Here is a 24781-nt window from a genome sequence, read left to right as displayed (position 1 = left end):
TCTGAATTAGAGTCACAATCTCTCTTGGAGAGTTTGCCTCAATGAAATATCAAATTGCCAAGCGCTTCAAAAAAGATTTAGACAAAATCAGCGATCGCAAATTTCTTGCAAAAGTTAGAAAATGTATAGAAGCAATTAGTACTTCTCAAACACTGTCCGAAATTTCAGATCTTGAGCCACTAAAAGGGTTTTCGGGATACTATCGCATTAAATTTGATTATAGCTATCGTATTGGGATTTTTTGGGACGGAGAAGTTATTGAAATTCTCAAAATAGAAAGTCGTGAAGGATTTTACAAGAATTTTCCTTGATCGCCTTTTACATGGCTATCAACTGCCTAATCTTGATGAACCTACAAAGCAATTGCAAGTGCTTGTTAATGAATTAATTGCAATATGGAAGATATAAATCTATAATAAGACTCATATCAGGATTTATAGAAATTCTAATTAAATTTAGAGGTGTACCAAAATGTCTTTGTTCGATATTTTTAGAAAAAAGGAAGTTGTGCATAAAGCTGCTACCGAAATTAAAACAAAGGAGATTGTTCCTACTTCTCAGGACAAGATTGTTCCTACTCCTCAAATAGTTGCTACCATTCACGAAGATTTAAATGGTTTAGTTTGGATTGCAGACGGTGAATCTAAAAACTATGTATCAAAGACAGAGAGCTATAAAAATTTCACTGTCAATGGTGTAAGCTTCACGGTTTCACTAATGGGAAATGATGAACCTAGCCTTATATATACAACAGTAGAAATAGCTGCTCCAGTAGATGAAAGAGAAATAGAAATACCTCCATACTTCCCAACATACTCAGGACTTACTCCAGAACAAAAGTGGATTTATTTAAAACTGTTGTCTAATCCCTACGATACTAATATTGATATCGGTTTTATCTTTATCTTATATTATGGTTTAGAAAGACATCTACTTGAGGGTGATTTTGAATCTGCTTTTAGAGTTATTTTGAAACTAAGGGATGTACATCAGAATAAATCATTTCAATCATACTCAGCAAATGCTCTTGTGCTTGCGAGTATGCTTCATCAAAGATGTGACTTAGCTCTAGAATTTATTGCATCTCTTGATAAAGATTATAAATTTGTATTTTCTGATAATTTATTTTTGATTTGTTACTTTAGCTTTGCAATTCCTCTACAGCCTTCAGATATAATGCGAATGGCAAAGACTTTTGAGCTTACGAAAACAAACTATGTTAAGAACTATCCAGAGATATTTAAAGAGAATTTGTGTTTAGTAATGCAAACGGAAATTGGGTCAACGGATCTAGATATAAATCGTTTTATTTCCAAAACAGAAATAAAAAAAATTAGGACAGAAGAGTTAAAGATATTTGCTAACACATCTATCCTTGATAAAACAATTTCTGTGCCAGTAATCTCAGAAAGTTTTAAGCTAAAGAAGGCTATTAATAACCTACTTGAATTAGCTCATGAAAAGACTAAAGAAAGTCTTGCTAGTATGAGAAAAAGTGGTCAAGACATGAAAGGTCAGCGAGTAAATAAGAAAGCAGAAGGCACGAAAACAAAAAAACCAAAGGCTGCCTCAAATCCAGATTCATCTGAAGTCATAGCTCAACATACAGAAGAAATGCGTGGTTATAGCCAATCGAGATATACTTCATTTCGACAATCATCACTAGCTACGCATTGGCGGTTTTTAGCTATTCCTGATGATCGCTGTTGCGAAATATGTATGAGTCGAAACGGTTGTATTTGGGATATCGATGATAAGGAAAATATTCCTCCATGCCATGAGGGCTGTAGGTGTACAGCAGGTATTTTGCTACCGAAGATAAATCCACGACATAAGGAGATGATAGAAGATCCTTCGATGCAACCACAAAATAGAAATCTTGTACCGTTGCCTGATGGGTGGAGCAATGGGATTGAGAAAAGATAATTATCTATTTAGGACAGGTTTTTACACTATCCTGTAGCAAGCCGTACAAAGTACTTTAGTTGTAAAGTAAAATACCTTCTTGCAAAAAATCATATTCTCTGCACAATAATCTCATTTTCTTATGAATAAATATTTAAAAATTATTGGCTCAATTTCCACGCTTCAGCTACTTATTGCCTGTGGCGCATCATTACCCGATCAGTGCAAACAATTAACAATAATAACCAAAGAATATACCGAAATCAAAGAGCCAATCAGAAGTAAAAACTATGAATTAAGTGCCGATCAGTTGTTTCAGAAATCAAAAAAAATCGAAAAGCTTCAACTATCAGACTCATCACTCAAAGCCTTACAACAAAAGCTTGTTAGCAACTATGATGACTGGGCAAAATCCACACTTTCAGGGGCAGGTATTGCCAAACAGCAAGAGCTATCAGCTAATGATGGAGCATCAACTGACAACCTCAAAAAACAACTCGATATCAGTCATCAGCTATCAGAAAATGGTGAAAAAATCTACAAAGCCCTCCAAGAAAATATAGAACTCACAGCCGAATTAAAAAAAACTTGCCCTAATTCCTAGCCCTATTTCAGTAGTGCGATCGCCGATCTTGTAGGGTGCGTTAATGAAATGTAACGCACCTTGTCGAATGTCCAAAATTTGTGCGTTACGCTGAAGCTAACACACCCTACGTTTAGTTCTGAGTAATGTTGCAAAGACATCAAAGGAATGTCGGTTTCCCTATCCATCGAAGCACTACCCGCATTTCGCAAACCTACAAAATTTAGGGGTATCGGCAAAGATCCCTTGTGGGAAATTGATAGCAGCGTCATTACTGGAGATTTGCAAGCTATCCAAGACAGCCCAACCCACATTAGCATCATGCCAAGAGTTACAATGGCTCTAGAAAAGTACGAGGCAGCATTGGCAAACACCCAAAAATATTGGGAAAGAGTTGATTAGTGAAATACACAAACCATAGGAGTCTATGAAAATGGCATGGATATTTAGTTTGTCGGCAGAATGTGGTTCTGATGAGAACAATGCCCATAAATTTGCTGAACATTTTGAAGGAATATCATGGTTACTATCAAATGGTCGCCAATGCCAATGCCGCACAGATATATTCCAAGACATAGAAGACAATTGGTGGTGTCGAGTTTCACCCAGCAACCTTAGCGAAGTGGGCATAGATAGCCCTGAAAGTGCTTATTTAATGACAGAGCTAGGTATTTTACTCTATCAGTCCCTACGATTTGCTCCCCTATTTCGTTATGCGCTAGTTGGTGTTGAAGTTGACGAATTTAGGACTTACAGTGAGCTTATCGAAGAATCATCCGAGCTATCTATTTCAGGACTAGTTTTAGCAAAAACAATGGAACGACAACTAGGAACATTGCCAGTATTTCGTCCTTTTAGCCCTAGTTATGTTTGGCAGCCCTACGCAGGCGAAGTCTACAATCCGCTCATGACATCCCCAAATCTGAAAAACAAGCTCAATGAACTGTTGGCTGTAAGTTAACCTCACAAGCGAAGACTACATAACACTGCCTTGGAGCGAACAGCCGAGAGATATGCGTGCTGAGTTCAAGGCGATCTCCTACCGCTCAACTAGATCGTTGTATCAATGACTATGACAACTATACAATTAATTAATCATAACGAAACCAAGACAAACAATCACAGGGCGATCGCAATATGCTTGACGAAACAAGGCAATCTATCTATGAAAAGCAGGTAAAGCTTGCTTCTTTGCTGCTTTATCAAAATATGCTTGCTCAAGAAGTATGGGAAACTTACGAGCGATTATTACAATGTCTTGCTAACTATGCCCTTGACGGTCACGAAGATCATTCGCGACGGCTGTGTTATCTATTTGCCTATGGGAGATGGTTTCGGGCGATCGCTTCGACAGGCTATAACTGGCGCAATTATGTAATTTCGCAAATTTTAAGCTCTGATAACCCCTTTAGTCAAAAGGCGCAAGCTAGTGACATCGCGCAACTACCCCCATCATTAGTTGCTGCCGCTAAACACGATCTCAAGATTCTGGAAGAAATTAGCCTTTGGGGTGGCTATAAACTAATCGATGTGATCGAGTCCTTTGGTGATCGCTCTGTAACTTGGCAATTAGAACATAGCGACCTCTCAAGGTTATCTGAGGCGAAGCGATCGCTGATGCTTAAGTTCCAAACTACCGATGATTGGACTGACCTGTTACCTGATTTGGTTAGTTACTATCAAAACTCTGGTACAGGTATATTTACAGAATATGACGCTTTTCGCTGGCACAATGGACATCTAGAGGGCATTGCCTATCCCGACCTTGTGCAGCTTACTGACATCATCGGCTATGAGTCACAGCGTCAGGCACTTTACAAAAATACAGAAGCATTTCTTTCAGGCTATCCCGCCTTGCATACCCTGCTCTATGGCAGCCGTGGCACGGGCAAATCCTCAATGGTGAAATCATTAATTCATGCCTATGGCGATCGCAATTTGCGATTAATTGAAGTTGCTAAGGATGATTTGCAAAATTTGCCAGCGATCGCGGAGATGGTTAGGGAAGTACCACAGAAATTTATTATCTTCGTTGATGATTTATCTTTTGAAGAAGAGAATGAAAACTACAAAGCGCTCAAGGTGATTCTGGAAGGGAATCTTTCGGCTAGACCCCATAATCTATTGGTTTATGCCACTTCTAACCGCCGCCATTTACTGCGCGAATATTTTAGCGATCGCCCTAGCCTGAAGGATCTCAGCGAACGTCAAGAGGTCAATCCTTGGGACACGGTGCAAGAAAAATTATCCCTAAGCGATCGCTTTGGCTTGACCCTTACATTCCTGCAAGCGGATCAAGAAATCTATCTCAAAATCGTCCATCACCTTGCCAAACGCGCCCAACTGCAAATTACCGAGCAGGAGCTTAACTTTCGGGCTTTGCAATGGGCAACCCGCAACAATGGTCAGTCAGGGCGCACGGCTCAACAATTTGTCAACTTTTTGCAAGCGGATTTAGCCCTTTAAATCAAAAGCACTCCAAAGGAGTGCTTTTGATTTAGCTAACCTGCACCTGCATACTTTGCCATTGCGAAGTGCTGTAGGTTTTAAGCTGGAGGGCATGGACTGCGCCACTGTCAAGGTGATCTTGGATTGCGCCATAGACTAGCTTGTGCTGCTTGATCATAGACAACCCTTCAAACTGATCGGCAACCACGATCGCCGCAAAATGTTGACCATCATGATTTGGATCTTCGACCTGCACCTTAGCATCAGGCAGAGCCGCACGAATTAGTTCAGCGATATTGTGATGAGAAATCATGATTAGTGGGAGTTAAATTTAGTTAGATGCGTGAGAATTGCAAAAGTAGAGAAAGTTATTTTAGCAAAATTTGGCTTGACAGCGATCATGAGCAACCACCAATTTTTAAAAACATATGGGTTTGGTGCGGTTGGCGGCTACCCATCCCGCGAGAGGCTCCGAAATCCTTAGCCAACCCTGCTGCTCACTAACCACAGTTATCTGAATGCCATTGTGGAGTGAGCCAATGATTCGATAACTTGTACCAGCCCCCTCTCGGACATTAATCGGTGGTTGGGGATCAGAGATCAAGCGCTTGGCATAGTCGCATTTAGATTCAGAGCGATTTGGTAAGCTTTGCCAATCTTGAGAGCCACTGATAGCAATTTTAGGACTAATTTGAGGATTAATTTCTGTCGAAAGCGCGGTTTTCTTGAATTGATCTTTTTGATAATTGAGAATATAACGCACATTGTCCAGCTCCGTGGGAGTCAATAAATCCACTGAAAATTCATTTGGTGCATACCTTGGTTGATACCAAGGTTGACGATCAAAATAGGCTTGTAATTCAGGATTATTAAAGCGACTGCCATAACGCGCTAATATTTCACTCGCCATAATGTCTATTTCAAAACTATTCTTATTGGCTAAATCGGCAGTGGTGACAGTACGTTCCGACAGGAAAATATACTTGATAGTGCTGATACTCGCTAGGCTAGGGGGTAATCCCTTAGATGTTCGCCAATAGAATGATCCAGCGATCGCAAGCATAATTAAGATGCCGACAATGCCATAACGGTACTTTCTAAAGTATTGCGCTAGGAAATGCCACAGTTTATATTTGTTAGCAAACTGATTGGCAAACTGATTGGCATCACTCTTGCTTCCATCCAGTTGTTGAATAGTGACGGGAATGTTAGTTTTGGGGTGGCGACCAACGGCAAAATTGGCGGTTAATCTAGAAATTAAAGTGGTAAAGCTTAGAGGGTTTGTTGGTTGCTGCTTATGGTTTCTTTGATTATTTAGAGGAATATTCTGTATTTGGGGAGAGGGCGATCGCTGTGCAGATGCGGCAGCCATCAAATTAACCACATTGGTAAAAGCGGGCATATCTTGGCATAGATTTTGCAAATCCCATAGTGCCGCACTCGCGGTTTGGTAGCGATCGCGAAAGTCATATCGTACCAATCCATCGATAATTTTTGCCAATCCATCACTGACAACCGCTCGATATTTAAAATTCATATGTTTAGGAGACATCCGCCATGCCAATTCCCCCGTCTCCATATTCTCCGCCAATAGATGCGGCTGGACACCCGTTAATCCTTGAATTGCAATTATCCCCACTGCATAGAGATCGCTGCAAGGGCGCGGTTTGCCGATCGCCTGCTCATTGGGCATATAGCCATCAGTACCAATTGCCACCGTAGATAGGGGCTGATGACCAAGGGCAGTACCAATCTGTTTGACCGCCCCAAAATCAATCAAGATCAACTTGCCATCACTGCGCCGCCGCATCAAATTGGCAGGTTTAATATCACGATGGATTGCGCCATGATCATGGACAAAGGACAAAATTTCTAAAATTTCTAACAGAAAGGCGATCGTCTGTACTTCATTAAAACAACCAAGCTGGTAGCCTTCGGCATCGCGATAATGTGAAACAAACTCATGGGTGAGGTCATTGCCTTCAATTAATTCTTGAACCAGATAAAATTCACTATCCTCTTCAAAATGCGCCAACAGGCGAGGAATGCGATCGTGAGTTCCCAGTTGATGGAGAATTTTTGCCTCATTTTCAAATAAACGACTGGCGGTTTTGACGACAGCAACATCACTAGTTGCTGGCTTGAGAAGTTTAACCACACATTGCGCTCTTGCTGGTAACTGGCAATCTTCAGCCAAAAACGTCTGTCCAAAACCACCACTGCCAAGGTTTTGGATGATGTGATAGCGCCCACCAATTAGTTTGCCAATCATTTTGCTGTAGGGTTGTATCAATTCCAATATACAGCCCATTGGAACTTGCCGCCGCACCAATCTATGTTGAGCGCCGATGGTTGTAACCAAATCTTGCTAGATCCCGCTAGATCTAAAAGCCAAGCTTTTAAAATTTCTCTGGATTTGGTTTTGAGCGCCAAGCACTGTAATTTCATCACTTGAGGCTATATTGGCTATACTTAGGCTGTACGCTTATAAATCACAATAATATGAGTAATAATACGCACCAGAAATTTACCGCTCTGCGATCGCTGATGCAACAACAACAAATAGATATCTACTTCGTGCCTTCGGCTGATGAGCATTTAAATGAATACCTGCCCGCAGCAAAGCAGCGCCGTCAATGGATTAGCGGATTTACAGGATCGGCGGGGGATTTTTTGATCGGTATGGAATCGGCTTGGTTATTTGTAGATTCGCGTTACTACGAGCAAGCGGATATGCAGGTGGATAGTAATTTGCAAAAGGTCTGTAAGGTTGGTTTGGAAGGTCATCAGACCATGGAAGAGATCATTGCCGAACTCGGTGAAAAGGCACTTAAGCAAAATCAAGCTTTGCGCTTGGGAATCGATCCTTTTACGATTACGATCGCGCAATATCGCCAGCTTAGCGATCGCCTTTCAGTAAGTGGTACTAAAATTGTGCCAATTACTGAGAATCTGGTGGATAATGTGCGATCGCAAAGCCCTTGGGCAGACCATGAAACTATCCCGATCTTTGGCGATCAACCCATCATTGCTCTGCCCGAAACACTCACGGGTGAGGGAATTGATCAAAAATTGCAGCGTGTGCGTGAGGCAATGGCAAAGCAGAAGGCTACAGTCTTGCCTGTGACAAAGTTGGATCAAATCGCCTGGCTCTATAACTTGCGAGGACGGGATGTGGAATGTAACCCTGTATTCATTAGCTATGCGATCGTCACCGATACCGATGCTTACTTATTTACCAATACAGCCCGTATTGATGATGCAGTAAAGGCAGCGATCGCCCAGCAAGTGCAGATTTTGACCTATGAGCAGTATATTCCCGTCCTGCGATCGCTGATTGATGGGGGCAATGGCGTGATGGTGGCGATCGGTCAAACCACCTTCGGCACATATCTGCAACTCAAAGAGGGCAATGCAAAAATTGTGGAGTCGGAAAACCCTATTGAAAATTACAAATCCCATAAAAATGCTGTGGAAATTGCCCAAATGCAGCAAGCAAATCTTAAGGCTAGTTGGGCGAAGACTTTAACCATCAAGTGGTTAGAAGAAGAAGTGGCAACGGGTAAATCTATTAGTGAAAGAGATGTTGCCGATAAAATTGAAGGACTATATAAACAACAGGAAGGTTTTTATGATCTTAGCTTTCCCACGATTGCGGGGGCAGGGGCGAATGGTTCCATTGTGCATTACAGCAATCCTAGTTCAGAATGTAAACTAAAAGATGGCGATCTGCTATTGTTAGATTCTGGTTCACAATTTTATGGTGGCACAACCGATGACACCCGTTCGTTGGGGATTGGACAGCCCACAATAGAACAACGCGATCGCTATACCGAAGTTCTCAAATCCCATATCAATTGTGCGATGCAGAAATTTCCCAAAGGAACTACAGGCAGTCAAATTGATGGCATTGCCCGTTCTTCTCTATGGCAGCAGCAGCTAGACTATGGACATGGCACGGGGCATGGCGTGGGCGTGTTTCTGAATGTTCATGAAGGACCAAATGGCATCAGTAAGCGCGTCAGTCAAACCCTTGATGTTGGCACGATTAACAGCATCGAGCCTGGCTATTATCAACCCCAATGGGGCGGCATCCGCTTGGAAAATCTCTATTTCGTCAAGGAAATTGACAAGCCAATATCTTCTCAAAATTCCTCTCAAACTCCTTGGTACGAATTTGAGTCTCTAACCTATATTCCCTTTGACAAGAAACTCATTGACCGCGATCGCCTCAATCCACAACAAATCCTATGGCTTGAAAATTACTATATTCAAGTGATCGCTAAGTTGTCGCCCATGCTCAATGGAGAAGAGATCGCATGGTTACACCAAGCCTGTAAGTTTTAACCTCAACAGGGAAATTTCTCTGCTCTTTCTTGGCTCTTTCCTGTTTTCACAAACCCTCAGACTAATAAAAACCCTGAAAGTATCACAAAGCGAAGCTTTCAAGGTTTTCATTGTGGTTAGCTTGATCAATGATTGCTATAGAACTTACGCAAACTATTTCATGCCTAAAAATAAATCAGCTTGGAAGCGATCGCTTGTTTCGGAATAGACAACTGATAAACCACCCAGCCGATCAATTGCACTTTGAAACTCTGGAGGCAGTTCGCCCAATTGCTTTTCACCCAATGGAGAGCCAAAGGTTTGTAAAAAGCCTAAAACAGCAATTTTCGTTATTTCCTTAGCATTGAGATAGAAATATCCCATATTTGGCTGTGGCATATCGGCGATCGCTTCCTTAAACATTTCAGAATCAGCAAGGGACGGCGATGGCGATGGAATCAAATCCTTAGCCACATCTGCCCCAAGGGTGAGGATTAGGGTTTGAGGATCGCGCCAACCATAGGAGAAAATACTTATGGTTTTCCCTTCTTCCTTGTCATCGGGAGCCTCAATACTAGTTAGCAAAACGGCTCCAACTTGACGCTTCTTGATCGCAACTGAGCCTGCACCAATCTTCTCAATAAATCCTGTTAGCTTGGCGATAAAGGCATTAGCCGCATCGGGTTTTGAGGTACGCACCAAGATACCCAAAGCTGCATCCACGCCAATGGCTTGCATGGGCGAACGATCGCTAGGGAATACGGAAATGGCATACTCGCCATCCATCCAAGCGATAATATCCTTCTCAATATCCAGATCAAAGCCTGATCCAGCAAGCATCGGCACTAACATTCTCAAGCCTTCCACAAGGATCCTGTAAGTGGGCTGCACCTCAGTTTCCTTGACGAGCCATTGCCATTGCTGATTAAGATTGCGACTGCTGATAGAGCCATAGACATTGGCAGGCAGTAAATTTAACAGGCGATCGCGAGGGGTAAAGTCTCTGGCAATGGGTGGACGGACTTTAGTAAAGTAACTACTGCTTTGACTGCGAATACCTGTGGGCGTTACCCATGTAAATAGATCAAAACTACTATATTCCGATATTGTTTGCGCCAATCCCTTGAGATATTCACTGCGCCCAAAACCAGGAATAATCGCTTCCTCTGGCAAATCGGCAGCGAGCAATTCTGAAATCTTGCCTAAGCCCTCAAAGCTGCCATAACCTGCCAATAAAGAACGATTCCACAATGGATTATTCAGCGATCGCAAAAATAGTGGTTCTTTATCTAAAGAATTAGCCCGATTGCCTAGCCTGACCACATCGATGATTTGCTTGACGGCGGCAGCATCCGATGCCACTACAGCCATGCCATTGGGCAGTTTGGCGATCGCCACCCGTTTGAAGGGAAACTCCAATATTGGGGGAGCCACCTCAACCTGATTCTCAGATGATTCCGTATTCTCAGTCTCTTCCAAAGCTTCAGTATCATCTTCATTTACTTCAGGCTGTTTAGGAGTGGCAGAATTAGTAACATCCTGCTTGACGCGCAATTGCTTACCCTCGTCAGGGTCGCTAGTTCCATTTTCAGCTTCAGCATCTGGTTTGGGTTTTACCAATTCCCATTCACGGATAACAATCCTTTTGTAAGTAGTTTCGGTTGCAGGCGATCCATTCACCTTGCCAACCTTCTCCACAAATTGCGCGAATTGCGAATCGTTAACCACAGGAGCTAAGGCTGCCAATAACAGATCCTGCTGATTTTCGGCTAGCCCTAGCACCGCGATCGCCACTTCATTACCAATCCAAGGCTGCACATCATCGGCGATCGATATTGCTGACGAATTTCCAAACCCCAAAACCTTAAAAAGATTATCTAAAGCCACTAAGGGGCTAATCGATGAAGGTGAAACTAGCGGCGACTCCCGCCATGACTGTGGCTGCAAATTGAGTACAGCCAAACCAATCGCATTTGCAGGAATCCGCTTAGCAATATTTAATGACCGCTCTCTCAAGCTATGAACGGTTGTATTTGTATTTTCAGCCAGCAAAAACGGCGGAGCTGATGGGGGGGTAGCCGTTTTTGGGGATATCTCCACCGCCGAGACACTAGTTGGATTAGTAGCTGGGGCGATCGCAGGATTGGCGATCGCACTAGTACTAATTGCTAGAATCGAAGCAAATAAACTCCTCACTTTCCTCACTTCAGTAAAGCCTCACTTAAGTTTGTTTGTTTGCAAGCGCACATCAACCGCACTAGCAAATGTTCTTCTGTGCATTAGTTTAATAATTAGTTTAACGCCTTGTGCTACTGATTTAAGTTACAGCTAGACATCTTCGCCAAAAACGCAGCATATTGAGATTGAAACTCCTTCGCTTTTGTATCTTTTGACTGATGCCAACTCGATAGCCATAGCGGTGTCGGGAAATGCCCCACAGGCGCATTGTTTATAGTCGCATTACTGGCAATCCAACTGCCGCTTTGCCGCCAACCCACCTGATCGCTAAACACTTGCCAACCCTTCATCGCCTTATCTTCTTCGATTACCGCCCCAAAGATCTTGCTGACCTCATCTGCTGAAGTATTGCCCGTACTGGCGATCGCCGCCACTTCAGGGACTAACTGCAATAGCTGGGGAGAAACTTTAATATTGTTAGCTTTCTGTGCCAATACCTGCTCCTGTGCCTGTTTAATCTCCTTGATCAAAATTGGTGCTAATACCCGAAATTGATTGTTGGGATTGGCGACTGCCGCACTGACCGACTTGATCATCACAGCCCAGTTTTCCAAACCAAATCGTTCACCCATACCCAGCAAATCCGCACAGATTGTACCCAGATTTTGGCGACTACGAGGACTATCGGGCTGCTTGAAAAGCTCTAACATACCGCGCAGCTTGACAGGTACTTCCGACTGAAACATGGTCAACATTGCCCTAGTATCATTTTGAGGCTCGACCTTATTGGCATTAGCGGCTGTAGTAGTTACGACAGGCGCAGGTTTGCCAGTGGTCAATTCTTGAAGATGAGTTTTGAGGTTGGCAAAAATTTGATCGGAACCTGCCATCACTGTATCTACAGCGTCTTTGGTCAATCCATAGGGACTTTGCAGATGTTCCACCAATTCTTGCAACTTATCAAAGGCTTGCAAAAATAAGGTTTGGAGATGTTGGTCGACCTTAAAGTTAGTATTTTCTCGAATTACTTTGAAATAGTCTTCAAAATTATGGGCAACGTGCTGAATGCTACTAAAGCCCAACATTGCCGCACCGCCTTTGATCGAGTGCGCTGCCCGAAATATTTCATTGATCGCTTCCGAGTCCCCCATCATTGTTTGCAAATTGAGTAATCCCGACTCAATGGTTTGTAAATGCTCCTTAGCTTCTTCGATGAAGTAGCCCGTAATTTGCTTCTGTTTGTCCTGATCCATGATGTTGACATCCTCAGTTTAGATAGATTGCTGTTTTACTGTAGTTCTGATGTGATTCTTTTCCCAATGCCCAGTGCCGTGTCATCAGCCCTTAGCCCAAAATCGAAGACATATAAACTTGATTTTGAGCGCTGAATCCATAGCGTCCCTGACTATACTGCTGCCATAACTGATCAATCATTTTTAGGTCATGACAGGAAATTTGCTTGATTTCCTCGGTGGAAAGCACTGAGCCAACTTTTTTATGGGCGGCTTGACACATCAAGTTCCATGTCTCTTGGTTTGCTTCCTGCCATTGAGAGCTTGCTAATAGGGTCTGGAGCTTGCTGTAGTCAATACCCGTACTAGAGGTGAGTACATTCGCTGCGGCTGTAGAAACCTGATTGACTGCAATGCTGCCTTGATGAGGCGATCGCCGAAAGCGGAGTTTTACTGCCCCATTGCCTTGACCATCCCCTAACAAGACCACCTCCCCCTTATCGGTAATTTTGAGCGAAACCTCCACCTCATCAAGGCTTAATTCATTACTTTTAGGTGTGTCCGCAGCAATTTGCTGAACTAAGCTCACAAGCTTCTGAATATTATTTTTTAGCTGATTGGCATTAACCGCTTGGATCGATTCGCTGGCAGAGCGATCGCCATTTTTTGCCACAAATTCAATTAATATTTCTTCGCTATCCATGACATCTCTTTAAGCTAATTAGTTAGATTCAGACAATATATAGCAGCAATAATGATTACTCAAACAGTAAATGATCTTAGATTGGTTAATTTCCCTATGCAATCAATTTCATTTGATGGTTAACGAAGCCCCTGAATCAAATTATTTCTTTAAAAAATCACCTCAGTACTCTGAACGTCTAGTTTTAGCTCGACGGGGCTATCCTTTCCATTGTCTTTTAGATTATTATCTTTTTCACCATTTTTCTCGCCATTTTTCTCACTAATTATAACTACGGAGTTGATAGGGATCGCTGGCTTATTGGTGATGCGGGCGGCGATCGCCTGTTTGGTGAGGGCGGTGTTGTAAGCGGTGGTGATGGCGAGGCGATCAACCATGCCAATCACCCGCTTAGGTTGATTGCGATCTACCACGGGCATTTGGCGCAAATCCCTAGTGGACATACGCTTGAGAGCTTCGGCAAGGGACTCATCGGCAAAGGTGCAGATCACATCCTTGGTGCAAATATTCTGCACAGTAAGCTCTTCGAGAGGGCGATCTCCCGATGGCATTGATAGCGAGCGGTTGAGGTCTTGGGTGGTAAGGATGCCTTGTAAATGATTGATGTCATCGAATACGAGGGCGCTGTGGTGATAGCCACTGGTGATAAACTGTGCCGCCTGCATTAGGGGCATCGAATATTTAATCGAGGCAGGATTAAGGGTCATTACCTCCGCAATTTTAATTTTCTCCAGCACAGCAATATCGGCGGGTAAACCTGCCCATTGAATCGTCAAGCGATCGCCTTTAACCGTATCGATCTGATCTAGCACCCATGCACAAAGTCCCACCGCCGCCATCAGAGGCAAGACGATCCGATAGTCGCGGGTCATCTCAAATAGCAACAGCACCGAGGTCAAAGGGGCGCGAACAGTGCCTGCTAAAACCGCCGCCATGCCCACAAGGGCATAGGCGGGTGAGTTGGCAATAGCAATGGAGGATGCAAAAAATGCAGCGATCGCCTGACCATATAGACTGCCAAGTACTGCGCCCAAAAAAATGGCAGGGGCAAAAATCCCTCCCACAAACCCACTAGCCGCACTAATTGCCGTTAACCCCAGCTTCACCACCAACAAAATTGCTAATAGGGGAATCGTGAAAGGCGTATCTTGCAGAATTGATTCTACGGTTTCGTAACCAATGCTGATGGCTTCGGGGAAAGTAAAAGCAGCTATACCCACACACAAACCACCCATCTGGAGCTTGATCGGCATCGGCACATTTTGCATAAATTTGGCGATCGCCCATTCCCCCGCAAAAAAACTTTTAGCCTGTTTAATCGCACGGGTAAAAATTAGGGCAACAGCACTGGCAAGAATGCCTAAGCCCAAATAAAGCGGCAGTTCCCAATAACTTTTGACCTCATAGACAGGCAAGCTAAAGGCAGGGCGCTCACCGAGGCTAATTTGGGATACCAAGGCAGAAATCACCGAGGCAATAACTACCACGCTAACATCGGAGTTGGGGCTGGATTTGTTAGTGCGATAGGAGTCGCGCAGCAATACCTCAAGGGCAAAGAACACACCAGCGATCGGTGCATTAAATCCTGCCGCTAAACCTGCCGCCCCGCCTGCACCAATTAGCAAGCGAATCCTCTCGCTTGAAAACTGCATCATCCGCCCTAACTGTGAGCCAATATTACTGCCCAGTTCCACACTAGGTCCTTCAGGACCAAGGGAAGCGCCCGATCCTAAAGATAGCGCTGCCGCCACTGTCTTAAGAGGAATTTGAAAATAGGGCATTCCCGCATCCCCAGTTACGGGCTGGGCTTTGGGCGAAATTGCCAATTCATATTTATCCAACTGCAAGCGCAGTAGGCTAACCACCAACGCCCCCATCATCGGGATAAACAGCACAATCCAATGCCCTTTGGCGCTAAAAAATACGGCAATTTCATGCCAGTAAAACTCTTCGGTAAATAAAATCAGCTTGCGAAACAGGGTGACAGCAGTGCCGCTAATCAACCCGACCGCGATCGCCGATATGAGCATGACCGTCTCCGCCGATGGCTGAAGACGATTGAGGACTGTCACCAGTAAGCGGGAGAGCGACATGGTGGAAACTCACGGCGAAATTAGGTTGAAAACTGTAAGGTATCAATCATTAAACTCAGAGATGTCTGCATTAACCCCTGTATCAGAGTCTGTGTCAGGTTCATCTTCAACAAGATCATTGCCATCATCTAAGTTAGCATTTGCAGCTTGAGCAATGGCTGTAAATTTATTAACTGCCTCATGCTCTCGATCGCCTGAGCTAACAGCAACGAGATCAATTTGCTGACGATAATAGTCAACGCCCTTGACCTGTACTTCTACGCGATCACCCAAGCAATATTGGCGACCACTGCGACGACCAACTAGCAAAGTTGAAGCTCTAGCACGCCCCTTGCCATTGATCAACGGAAATTCATACCAGTCATCCTTGAGGGAGCTAACATGAACCAACCCTTCCACCAGCAAAGATTCAATTTCGACAAAAAAGCCATAGGACTGCACACTGGTAATGATCCCGAAGAAATTATCCCCCGTATGCGATCGCATAAACTCGGCTTTCCTTAGTCCATCTAGATCCGAAATCGAGCGATCATACAGCGCATCAGCTTGATTGAGCTTAGGCACGATCGCCTCTAAATCCTCAATCAGTTGTCGCTCAGTTTCAGGGGGCAGCACACTCCAGTTCACCTGCCCATGGGCGCTAGAACTACGCAAATTGACACCATCCTTGATCCTAATGCTGCGGCGATCGCGCCCCTCCTCAAAGACAGTATGCAAAATTCTTTGTACCAACAGGTCAGCATAGTGATGTTGGGTAAACACACCATGCACATAGGGATGATCTGTCAAGCCCAAGCCAAAATGCACAGCAGGAGCCAACACAAACTCATTAGTTTTAAACATTGACAACAGCAAATATTTAAGGATGTCGCGGGTAGTTTCTTTGTCAATGCCATTGACCTGCTGAAGAATATTTTGCAAATCTGTCACTTGGATTTGCTCAGGATCGCTCAAACGCGCATTGATCCCCAAGCTCTCCAATAGTTTTAGCCAATCATCAACCTTACCCTGATCAGGCGGAATTTGCCGCAAATAAATACTCGGAATCGCCAAAGACTGTAAATGGGAGGCGATCGCCTTATTTGCCAAGATCATTACTTCAGTAACAATCCCCAAAATCGGCAAAGTCGCAGGGATGACCGTCAAACCACGCACACCCTCATCCGCCTCCTGTGAAGGCATCTGCGGCAGCACCAAACGCACAGACGGAGATTTTGCTTGCAACAAGGCTCCCACCTTAGCAACTAGGCTGACCAACTCTTCCATTTCTGTGTCAATTTCTTGGCTCGGCGCATCCTCATCCACCGTCACCTCACCATCAAGAATTTGCTGCGCCCTTTGACAACTCAAATTTGCCCGTACCAAAATTGCCGAAGGTTGAATCTCAAAAGAAGTCATATTCCCTTCGTGATCCAGCTTCATCAATACTGATACGGTTAAATATTCAGGTTGATTGAATACATTCATCTCAGGCAACATGGGCAACACCGTATCCCCCAAGAAAAATGAGCGTAACCGCTTCCTTGCCTCCAAATCCAATGGTGAACCCGAAGGCACATAGGTCGCCACATCGGGAATATGTACCCCCAACTCCCAACCTGTCTCAATGGGAGCCGCCGATATCGCCGCCCCATTGCCAATCCTCACAGTTAGGGTTTTGCGTAGATCCAAACGATGTTTGAGATCCGCCTTACGCACCCCCCTCGGCAAACTAGCCGCCGCCGTCAGCGCTTTCGCACTAAATCGACGCGGCAAATTATGTTTGCAACAAACTAAATCAATATCATTGGTTGACTCAGCATCACTGCCCAAGATTTGCAAAATCCGCCCCATCGGTAAATGATGCCCCAGAGAAAAACGCACCATTTCTAAATGGACGAGTTTGCCATCGGCAAGACTCAAATCAGGGGTTTCCTCATCAGCAACTAGCTCCACCTCAAACAGCAGGCGGTCATCTAGTGGTACAGCCCGATAGCTATCCTCAACCATCTTCACCGTCGATAACAAAGTAGGGTTCGATCGCTCTAAGATTAGTCTGACCTCACCCTCAGGCGATCGCCGCCTTACCCCATCTTTGGTTACACGCACCAATACGCGATCGCCATTCCAAGCGTTGCTCAGGCGACTCTCGCGCACGTAAATATCCTCAGCGCCCTCCACATCTTGGATCGCAAAGCAAAAGCCCTTACTAGAGCAGCGCAACCGCCCCTCAATCAAGCCCTCTTCCTGAATACGGCGATAGCGCCCCTTATCCTTTTCAAGAATGCCAATCTTTTCGAGGGCATCTAGGGCGACTTGAAGACGGCGGACACTTCTATTGTCGTCACTGATACCCAGCTTTTTCTCGATCGCTTTGGGTGTGACCAGCTTATCATCCGAAAAGTTTTCTAACAGTTGAGTAATCGAAAATTCCATGAGGCGAAGGTAAAACGATTGGCTAAGGTGAGCAAGTAAAATTCCCACACAATCTACACATAAAAATAATTACGGCAGAAAATATGGCAGGGAAAGGAAAACATTGCAAAACTCAATAAGCAAGACTCAACAGCACAACAGTTTACAATTTGGAGGGATAAACTAAACACAAACTCAATTACAAGTAGAAGCAATATCGGGGCGTAAGCCATATTGCCGATCATCAAACTTAAGACTTTTGATGGCTACGGATACCTTAACAAACCCACCTATAAAATTTGCTTTCACATCTGTGTTTTTGCTTATGTTTTTGCTTATGTTTTTGCTTGTGTTTTCGTTTATTGGGTCAACGCGCTATCAACACGCTGAATAATACCCTCTTTTGATTAATGCTCTGTTTTTGAGGTGCAGGAGTGCTTGTGCGGGTTGAGCAGCTTACTAATTTGCAGAAGTCAGTTCACACAATGTTCCCCTAACTAAGGTTATTTTAGCCTAATTGCTGCCGCTTAACCTAAATTGCTAGGGCAAATAATCCAAAATCTAGCTCGCCCACGTTAAACCTAGGGCGTTAATGTCTAGTCGCATTTTCTATGCCCAGCCAACTGAGCTAAATGTAATCTATAAATGTGTTCCACAACACTTAACTTTATACTGCTATCTCTGATACAATTCATTAGGCTAGATGATTAATCTAGATGTATGCTAATTGCATTGTGAGGAATATTAAGTTAAATGTCTACTTCTAAGAAAAAGTACAGCGTAGTTATTTCTGCTGCTGTTGCCGCCTCTGCTCTGATCAGTGGTGCTGCTAACGCTCAAGCTTCTCAAGACTCCGCAGTTATCCGCTCCGTAAGCACTGATAGCCTAGTTCGTCCTAGCGCCGTTGCTCAAAACGTCACCTCTGTATCTCAACTCAGCGATGTCCGTCCTACCGATTGGGCATTCACCGCATTGCAATCCCTTGTAGAGCGTTACGGTTGCATCGCTGGTTACCCCGATCGCACCTTCCGTGGCAACCAAGCCACCAGCCGTTATGAATTTGCTGCTGGTTTGAATGCTTGCTTAGACAAGATCAACGAAATCATCTCCGCAGGTTTGGCTGACAAGGTATCCAAAGAAGACCTCGCCACCTTGCAAAAGCTTCAAGAAGAGTTCGCTGCTGAACTCGCCACCCTTCGTGGTCGCGTTGATGCCCTCGATGCTAAGACCGCTAAGCTCGAAGCTCAACAATTCTCCACCACCACCAAGCTACGCGGCGAAGCTGTAATGGGTCTAGCTGCTGCTTCTGATGGCGTTGGCGCTCCCGCCGACAGAACCAACACAATCTTTAGCTACCGCGCTCGTCTGAATCTAGATACCAGCTTTACTGGCAAGGATTTGTTGAGAACTCGCTTACAAGCCAGCAACACACCAAATCTTGCTACAGCTTTAAGCGGTGGTCCAAATTGGAATGGTAACCGTTTGTCATTTGAAAGCGGCACTCCTAACAATACTTTTGAAATTAACCGTTTGTTCTACCGCTTCCCCATTGGTGAAAGCATCACTGCTTACATTGCACCAATCGGCGCTCCTGAAGATGTCATCAGCCCTTTAAACCCACTCGAAAGTGATAGCCAAGGTACAATCTCTCGCTTCGGTCGTTTCAATCCTTTGATTCGTATTGCCTCTAGTGGTCGTACAACAGGTCTAGCTGTAGCTGGTTTAAACTTTAAGTTTAACAATCAAGCTAATTTAGAATTAGTCTACAGTGCATCCAATGCAGCTTCACCAGAAAATCCTGCTGGTACAGCTCCTAACGTCACATCTGGTGGAGGTTTATTTGGTGGAGATACCAAGATTGCTGCTCAATTGGTTTATAAGCCTTCTGATGTACTAACGCTTGGTATTGGTTATGCTAATGCTTACACCGCATCTAATAGTCTTGCTGCTGGTTTGAATCAAGACTCCATCAGTACTGCTGCTACTGCTGGTATCAAGTCTAATACTGTTGCAGGTAGCCTAGTTTGGGATATCACCAAGAAGCTGACATTTAACACTTGGGGTGCTTGGACATTTGCTGACGGTATCAGTGCTGCTGGTGCAGCTACTGGCTCTACAACCTTTACCAGTTGGCTGGCAGCATTGTCTGCTAAGGACTTGTTCAGTGAAGGCGATTTGGCTGCTGTACTGTTTGGGCAGCCTTTGTTCCGTAGTAGCGCCAGCAATGGAGCTGTAGCAGGTACTTCTACTCCTTATCACCTCGAAGCTCTCTATCGCTTCCGTGTTTCTCGGAATATCACCATTACTCCTGGTGTATTCTTTGTATTCAATCAAAACAGCAGTAGCGCTAATGGCACTGCAACTGTTGGTGTAATTCGTACCACTTTCTCCTTCTAAATTGAGCAAAGTTACTGGTTAGCCAGTAATCGCAATCTTTATAAACTAGACAAACTTAGAGAGGCTAAAACTAGCCTCTCTTTTTTATTGAATTTTGGAAATTGAATTTGTGAAAACACAAATCAGTTAGGATTGCTATAGTAAAAGCGATTAGCCTTGGTTAGAGGTTTAGCGATGACTATACTATACGAACAGGATTATGGACTCTGGGCTGAACAAATGGCTGATCTGTTATCAGAAGGTCGTTTCGCAGAGTTAGATATCGAAAATTTAGTAGAAGAGGTACGCGATTTGTCTAAGCGAGAGCGCGATCGCTTATTGAGTAGTATGCGATTGATTTTGCATCATTTACTCAAGTGGGATTATCAAGCACACCTTAGATCGAGAAGTTGGCAAATAACTATTCAACGCGAACGTCTTCATATAACGCGCTATTTGAAAGACAGCCCCAGCTTAAAGCGGTATCTAACCGATGAGTGGTTAGCCGAAACTTATGTGTTAGCTCGATTAAATGCTCAGAAAGAAACAGACTTAGAATTTCCTGCTGATTGCCCTTACTCGATCAAAGATGTTTTAGAAAGCACGGTTAATTTAGTCTGAGCATATTTTGAGCGCTAAATTACTACTGATTGTGCGATCGCTTAGGCGTAGAGGTTTTAGTATTTTTAGCAGGAGCGGCTACAGCTTTTTGCAATTTCTCAATTTGCCTAACGCTTAACCCCGTAATCTGAGCAATGAGATCAATATTCAGATGCGATCGCAACATATTCATCGCAATCTGATTCTTTTCTTCAGCAATACCCCTAGCCTTGCCCTCAGCAATACCCTTAGCCTTGCCCTCAGCAATACCCTTAGCCTTGCCCTCAGCAATACCCTTAGCCTTGCCCTCAGCCAAAATATCTTGATAAATTACTGATTCTCTCATGATATTACTTTTCAATAATTGTTGAATTACCAGCTTATCTAATGCTAACCCAGAAATAATCGCGGTTGCTGCACTGACATTATTTTTTACTTGTCCATCCTCAATATTGTCAATTAGCTTGGCTGTCTGCCTCAGTGTTTCTACGCGATCGCTCGATTTACTCAAAACTGATAAAGGCAACAAACCTAAATATGCTTGAAAAACTTCAGTGGGTTGCTCCCACAGCCTAATTACATTAAATTCATGATTTAATTTCTGCGAACTGAACTTTGCTTCATAAACTAAAGGTGAGTGGGTTGGTTTTAAATAAATTACGGTTTGGTGAATTTCGCGATCGGGATATTTACCATAAAGTCTTAGCCAATAATTTGCCATCCTATATGCCATCGTTTCATCGGTTCTCGTCTGAAATTCCAGATGTAAAACGACTTCGGATGATTCTAGAAATATGACTGAATCTGCCCTAATTGGCTCGGCTGATAGCTCCGATGGTTCGAGTTTGGTTAGGGCTATAGGTTTGCCAAGTAGCCAACTGGCAAAATCTGCGGGAAATGTTTCGGCTAAGAACTTACAGGTGTTGTCATAGCTGCTCATGGAATTTAGTCAGGCTTAACTAAGCAGCGATCGCGTGGCTTCGGCAACTTGGGGCATTGGATCGTTGGCTAACTGCTCAAGGGTGGCTTTTACGGCATCGCCGCCTAGTTGAGCTAGAGATTGGGCAACACGATGTCTGATTTGCCAATCAGGATCGGCGGCTAGGGGGATGAGTAAATCAACGGCAGCAGGGTTGCCGAGATCGCCAAGGGAGCCGATCGCCGCAATTTTGACGAGTTCATTAGAGCTTTGCAATGCTTCAATCAGGAATTCAAATCCTTCAGGAGCGCCTAGCTCGCCGATTGCCGCAATGATACTAAACTGAAACATCCAGTCGTTAGTGGATTGATAGGCGGTTTTAAGTTGATCAAAGGCTTGGGTGAGGTGAAGAGAACCTAAGGACGCGGCGGCGGCGGCTCTAACATCCAGTTCAGGATCGGTAAATAAACATTTAGATAATATTTCAAGGGATGTCTCTAAATCGACATTGCCGATCGTCCCTAGTTGACTGATGGCATCGTAACGGATGCGGGCATAGGGGTCAATTGAGGCGATCGCCATTAATTCAAATCTTTGAGTTAGTTCAAGAGAGCGACTAGCATGAACGGCTTTCATCCGTAGACCAGTTTCTGCGGTCGCTAGTTGCTCTCTCAAGGTAGAAAACGTTTCACTCACAGTAAAATCTCTTGTTTTAATAAGCTAGCGTCTCTAGTGTCTCACGCAAGTAGCTCCGCACAAGATCATCTAGTTTGCTTTCTTGAGCAGGCGGCAGATTGCAAGACTCAAGCTTGAGATCATTGTGGTCATTAGCTTTAGGACCTAACTTGGGGGCAACTTCACGAGAATGTTGCCACTTGTCAAACCCAGAGCTAGTGGCGATCGCCTGTTTGAGGTTGCTCCAAACTTGGGGATCATTGGTGTTATTTGCTGTGGAGGATAGGTTCATAGACGTTCCCTGAGCTTGTGTAAGGATTGAGTTGTGGATATGCTAACTAGTTGTCTAAATTTAAGATATATCTAAATTAGAACTATGATTAACTTAACCACATTTATACTAACATTTCATCAAAAAACCGCAGGGTTTACAATTAAATGTATATCTGCAGATAGAAATAAATAATACCAATCATGATTAATACTTCTAATCCCCCAATCGAACCAAATATTGCATCACAGACTACAGAATTAAATCCAAGTTATGCAATTCCGATCGCTTTTATATTGGCATCATTGCCTATCTTTTTCGTTCAAACATTTGTAGCTGGGGCGATCGCGCTTTTCGGTTTGTTCCTCTTTTATCAAGCTGGCACTATTCGCTTAATATTTACACAACAGGCTTTAGAGGTATATCGATCCCAAGAAAAGTTCCGTACTTTTCCTTATCAAGAGTGGCAAACTTGGCAGGTGTTTTGGGTTAGGTTTCCAATTTTATTTTATTTCAAAGAAATTAAAAGCATTCACTTCCTACCGATTCTATTTGATGTCAAAATGCTCAAAGTCTGTCTCGAAAAATACATTTCTCAGCCATTGAACTAAGCTTTTGCAAACAGGGCAGAGTCCTGTTTGTCAAGAAAGTTCACCAAATCAGGAATCGCAAAGTTATATATATAGCAGCGATCGCTAACTGCACTAGCATCACAGGAATGCCGTAACGCAAGAAGTATCGAAAAGAGATGCGCCGCCCATGTTGTTCGGCAACACCTGCGGCAACAATATTTGCCGAAGCACCCACTAGAGTACCATTGCCACCAAGGGTCGCACCATACATCATTGCATAAAAGAGAGGCAATACATTGGCAGGTAACTGCCCTGCAAAATCAGGTGATATGATTGCGGGATCGGCTAGTCCCACATTCACCACATATTCTTTGAGTAATGGAACCATCGCCACCACAAGGGGAATGTTGGGAACCACGCTAGAAATGAGACCGATAAAGAAAACAAGGATAATTGTGGCGAAAGCCACATTTTTACCCAAGACTAGGGCGAGAATGCCAGACATATTGCTGATTACACCAGTTTTTTCTAACCCACCAATCAGCACGAAGAAACACATAAAGAAGATTAATGTACTCCAATCCACATCTCGTAGAATATGCTGGACTGAATCAATGCGACTATGATGGGATAGCATGAGAGCAAGGGCTGCACCTAAAAGGGCTACGGTGGCAGGGGATACGGGAATTGGTAAGGAGTCACCAATCACAAAAAATGTGAGGACAAAGGCGGTGATGATTGTGCCAACGATGAGGGTACGGGGATGATTGATTTTGGGGTGTGGCAAGCGTTCGAGGTTGGTTAATTTTTTGTTCCAGATTTTGCGAAATAGAAATGGTAAACAAGCGATGATTGCCACTACTGCTAATGCACCACCTAAGCTGAGTTGCCATAAATAATCGATAAAGCTGATGTTAATGGCATCACCAACGATAAAGGTGACAGGATCGCCAACTAGGGTGAGCAGTCCAGAACTATTCGCAACAAAGGTAATCAGGATTAGCAATGGAATAAAGTCTACGCCAATTTCTTGAGCGATCGGCGGAATTAGGGGAGCCAAGAGCATGACGGTGGTGGCATTAGGCAAAATTGCACAGATGGGTGTAGTTAGGGCAACTAGCCCCAACAGTAAGCGATCGCCTCTACCCTTAGCCATAATCACCATTTGCGTGGCGAGGTATTCAAAGACCTTGGTGGGTTCAAAGGCTCTGACCATCACCATTACACCAAAAAACAGCCCCAATGTGCCATGACTTTTGCCGATGTAGCTCAGGGCTTCGGGCATGGTCATTACATTAGCCACAATTAGGATCAAAGCACCTAAGAATGCAGCGATCGTGAAATGTATCCACTCCGTAATCAGCAAAAAAATGACGCTCGAAAAGGTAATCAGCGCGATCGCTTGTTGTAGGGTTCCCATTAATTCCTATTTGCCGTGAGTTAGTGATGACAGCTATGGCTGTGCCATTTATACCAAAAAACAAAATGGCTATGCCATTTTGTTTT

At 43.9% G+C, this 24781-nt stretch carries 20 protein-coding genes and 1 pseudogene; 10 read left to right on the top strand and 11 right to left on the bottom strand.

What is annotated here, in order from left to right; genetic code table 11:
* Positions 1-41: 41 nt before the first annotated feature.
* The 6 genes and pseudogenes from H6F44_RS06640 (at position 42) to H6F44_RS06615 (ending at position 4954) form a co-directional block, all read left to right on the top strand.
* Entirely contained in the window at positions 42-311 is a 270-nt protein-coding gene (locus H6F44_RS06640) for a type II toxin-antitoxin system RelE/ParE family toxin (RefSeq protein WP_190350176.1), read from the top strand.
* A 160-nt stretch (positions 312-471) separates the two neighbouring features.
* Positions 472-1926, top strand: a complete 1455-nt coding sequence (locus tag H6F44_RS06635) for a TerB N-terminal domain-containing protein (protein WP_190350175.1) — start codon at positions 472-474, stop codon at positions 1924-1926.
* A 121-nt stretch (positions 1927-2047) separates the two neighbouring features.
* Positions 2048-2509, top strand: coding sequence for a hypothetical protein (locus H6F44_RS06630; RefSeq protein ID WP_190350174.1), 462 nt, complete (start codon positions 2048-2050; stop codon positions 2507-2509).
* Positions 2510-2641: 132 nt separating this feature from the next.
* Positions 2642-2890 (top strand): annotated as a pseudogene (locus H6F44_RS06625) (Tse2 family ADP-ribosyltransferase toxin); the annotation flags it as partial.
* Positions 2891-2921: 31 nt separating this feature from the next.
* Entirely contained in the window at positions 2922-3449 is a 528-nt protein-coding gene (locus H6F44_RS06620) for a hypothetical protein (protein ID WP_190350172.1), read from the top strand.
* A gap of 176 nt (positions 3450-3625) precedes the next feature.
* Complete coding sequence (locus tag H6F44_RS06615) at positions 3626-4954, top strand: ATP-binding protein (protein WP_190350171.1); 1329 nt, start codon at positions 3626-3628, stop codon at positions 4952-4954.
* Positions 4955-4985: 31 nt separating this feature from the next.
* Here H6F44_RS06615 and H6F44_RS06610 read toward each other — a convergent pair whose 3' ends face one another.
* Complete coding sequence (locus H6F44_RS06610) at positions 4986-5249, bottom strand: BolA family protein (protein ID WP_190350170.1); 264 nt, start codon at positions 5247-5249, stop codon at positions 4986-4988.
* 105 nt (positions 5250-5354) lie between these two features.
* Positions 5355-7298, bottom strand: coding sequence for a protein kinase domain-containing protein (locus H6F44_RS06605; RefSeq protein WP_190350169.1), 1944 nt, complete (start codon positions 7296-7298; stop codon positions 5355-5357).
* A 140-nt stretch (positions 7299-7438) separates the two neighbouring features.
* On the opposite strand from H6F44_RS06605, the gene H6F44_RS06600 reads away from it, so the two are divergent.
* Complete coding sequence (locus tag H6F44_RS06600) at positions 7439-9283, top strand: M24 family metallopeptidase (RefSeq protein WP_190350168.1); 1845 nt, start codon at positions 7439-7441, stop codon at positions 9281-9283.
* 153 nt (positions 9284-9436) lie between these two features.
* On the opposite strand, the gene H6F44_RS06595 is transcribed toward H6F44_RS06600, so the two are convergent.
* The 5 genes from H6F44_RS06595 to H6F44_RS06575 form a co-directional block, all read right to left on the bottom strand.
* On the bottom strand, positions 9437-11458 hold the full coding sequence (locus tag H6F44_RS06595; RefSeq protein WP_190350167.1) for a DUF3352 domain-containing protein: 2022 nt from the start codon (positions 11456-11458) through the stop codon (positions 9437-9439).
* Between the two features lie 113 nt (positions 11459-11571).
* Positions 11572-12693, bottom strand: a complete 1122-nt coding sequence (locus H6F44_RS06590) for an Hpt domain-containing protein (RefSeq protein WP_190350166.1) — start codon at positions 12691-12693, stop codon at positions 11572-11574.
* 91 nt (positions 12694-12784) lie between these two features.
* Complete coding sequence (locus H6F44_RS06585) at positions 12785-13375, bottom strand: GUN4 domain-containing protein (protein WP_190350165.1); 591 nt, start codon at positions 13373-13375, stop codon at positions 12785-12787.
* A 149-nt stretch (positions 13376-13524) separates the two neighbouring features.
* Positions 13525-15468, bottom strand: a complete 1944-nt coding sequence (locus H6F44_RS06580) for a chloride channel protein (RefSeq protein WP_190350164.1) — start codon at positions 15466-15468, stop codon at positions 13525-13527.
* 42 nt (positions 15469-15510) lie between these two features.
* Positions 15511-17883 (bottom strand): ribonuclease R family protein, encoded by a 2373-nt coding sequence (locus H6F44_RS06575; RefSeq protein WP_190350163.1) that lies wholly within the window; start codon positions 17881-17883, stop codon positions 15511-15513.
* A gap of 732 nt (positions 17884-18615) precedes the next feature.
* Here H6F44_RS06575 and H6F44_RS06570 point away from each other — a divergent pair.
* Together H6F44_RS06570 and H6F44_RS06565 are read left to right on the top strand one after the other, a co-directional pair.
* Entirely contained in the window at positions 18616-20259 is a 1644-nt protein-coding gene (locus H6F44_RS06570) for an iron uptake porin (RefSeq protein WP_190350162.1), read from the top strand.
* A 174-nt stretch (positions 20260-20433) separates the two neighbouring features.
* A complete protein-coding gene (locus H6F44_RS06565) occupies positions 20434-20859 on the top strand; it encodes a DUF29 domain-containing protein (RefSeq protein ID WP_190350161.1) in 426 nt (141 codons plus the stop codon).
* 22 nt (positions 20860-20881) lie between these two features.
* Here the strand turns inward: H6F44_RS06565 and H6F44_RS06560 are convergent, their stop codons facing one another.
* Genes H6F44_RS06560 through H6F44_RS06550 form a run of 3 tightly spaced genes read right to left on the bottom strand, consistent with a single transcriptional unit; the run spans position 20882 to position 22724 of the window.
* Positions 20882-21778 carry an Rpn family recombination-promoting nuclease/putative transposase gene (locus H6F44_RS06560; protein WP_190350160.1) on the bottom strand — a complete coding sequence of 299 codons (897 nt, stop codon included), beginning with the start codon at positions 21776-21778 and terminating at the stop codon, positions 20882-20884.
* A 15-nt stretch (positions 21779-21793) separates the two neighbouring features.
* Positions 21794-22453, bottom strand: coding sequence for a HEAT repeat domain-containing protein (locus H6F44_RS06555; RefSeq protein ID WP_190350159.1), 660 nt, complete (start codon positions 22451-22453; stop codon positions 21794-21796).
* A 16-nt stretch (positions 22454-22469) separates the two neighbouring features.
* Positions 22470-22724, bottom strand: a complete 255-nt coding sequence (locus H6F44_RS06550; RefSeq protein ID WP_190350158.1) for a hypothetical protein — start codon at positions 22722-22724, stop codon at positions 22470-22472.
* A gap of 182 nt (positions 22725-22906) precedes the next feature.
* Here H6F44_RS06550 and H6F44_RS06545 point away from each other — a divergent pair, with 182 nt between their 5' ends.
* On the top strand, positions 22907-23314 hold the full coding sequence (locus tag H6F44_RS06545) for a DUF3119 family protein (protein ID WP_190350157.1): 408 nt from the start codon (positions 22907-22909) through the stop codon (positions 23312-23314).
* A 40-nt stretch (positions 23315-23354) separates the two neighbouring features.
* Here H6F44_RS06545 and H6F44_RS06540 read toward each other — a convergent pair whose 3' ends face one another.
* Complete coding sequence (locus H6F44_RS06540; RefSeq protein WP_190350156.1) at positions 23355-24695, bottom strand: ArsB/NhaD family transporter; 1341 nt, start codon at positions 24693-24695, stop codon at positions 23355-23357.
* Between the last annotated feature and the right edge of the window lie 86 nt (positions 24696-24781).

This window comes from Pseudanabaena cinerea FACHB-1277, assembly GCF_014696345.1.
GTDB lineage: Bacteria > Cyanobacteriota > Cyanobacteriia > Pseudanabaenales > Pseudanabaenaceae > Pseudanabaena > Pseudanabaena cinerea.
The sequence above is the reverse complement of the archived record's forward strand: the minus strand, read 5'-3'. Positions and strand labels throughout refer to the sequence as shown.